Source organism: Roseateles sp. P5_B10 (assembly GCF_056400485.1).
On record NZ_JBFULE010001818.1, the window covers coordinates 1 to 500 of the forward strand.

Genomic DNA, 500 nt, shown 5'->3' on the forward strand with positions numbered 1-500 from the left:
CCCTCGCGATGGACCTTTCGATCAACCGGCAATTTCTCCCCGGTTAGAATCTCGCTCGACGGGCCTCCCCGCATGGAAGCGCGCCCAACCGGGTCAGGTGGGGAACCAAGCAGCCCTAAGCGTTGCAACCAGTGCCGGGGGTAAGGCTCGTCACCCTCCCCCAGTCTTCATTGCGTTCCGATCAACCCGGCGATCAACCCGGATTTTTTGGGGTTTCGACGGTCCGCACGGTCAGCGTCGTCATCTGGCCGCCGGCCTCCACGCTGCCCACAACCTGGCCTTCGCGCACGCGGCGTTCGCACATCTCGCGATCTTCCATGGTGGGCTGAGCCTGGCAGCGTTTGAGCGCATTCGCCGCCCACTGCTCAGGACGGTCGCCTGGCGAGATCAGCTTGCCCTGGCGCGCCTGGGCATAGGCCGCGCCGGCCTCGCGCAGGCAGACGTCACGCGGCTGGTTGGTCTGGCCGGTCATGCAGTTGGCCCGTTCGCGCTCGTACTGC

1 other RNA gene and 1 pseudogene are annotated in these 500 nt (G+C 66.2%); one reads left to right on the forward strand and one right to left on the reverse strand.

Annotated elements, in window-relative coordinates:
• Positions 1-57 precede the first annotated feature (57 nt).
• An RNA gene (ffs, locus tag AC1DU6_RS36065) (signal recognition particle sRNA small type) lies at positions 58-155 on the forward strand.
• Between the two features lie 38 nt (positions 156-193).
• On the opposite strand, the pseudogene AC1DU6_RS36070 reads toward ffs, so the two are convergent.
• Positions 194-500, reverse strand: a pseudogene (locus AC1DU6_RS36070) (hypothetical protein); the annotation flags it as partial.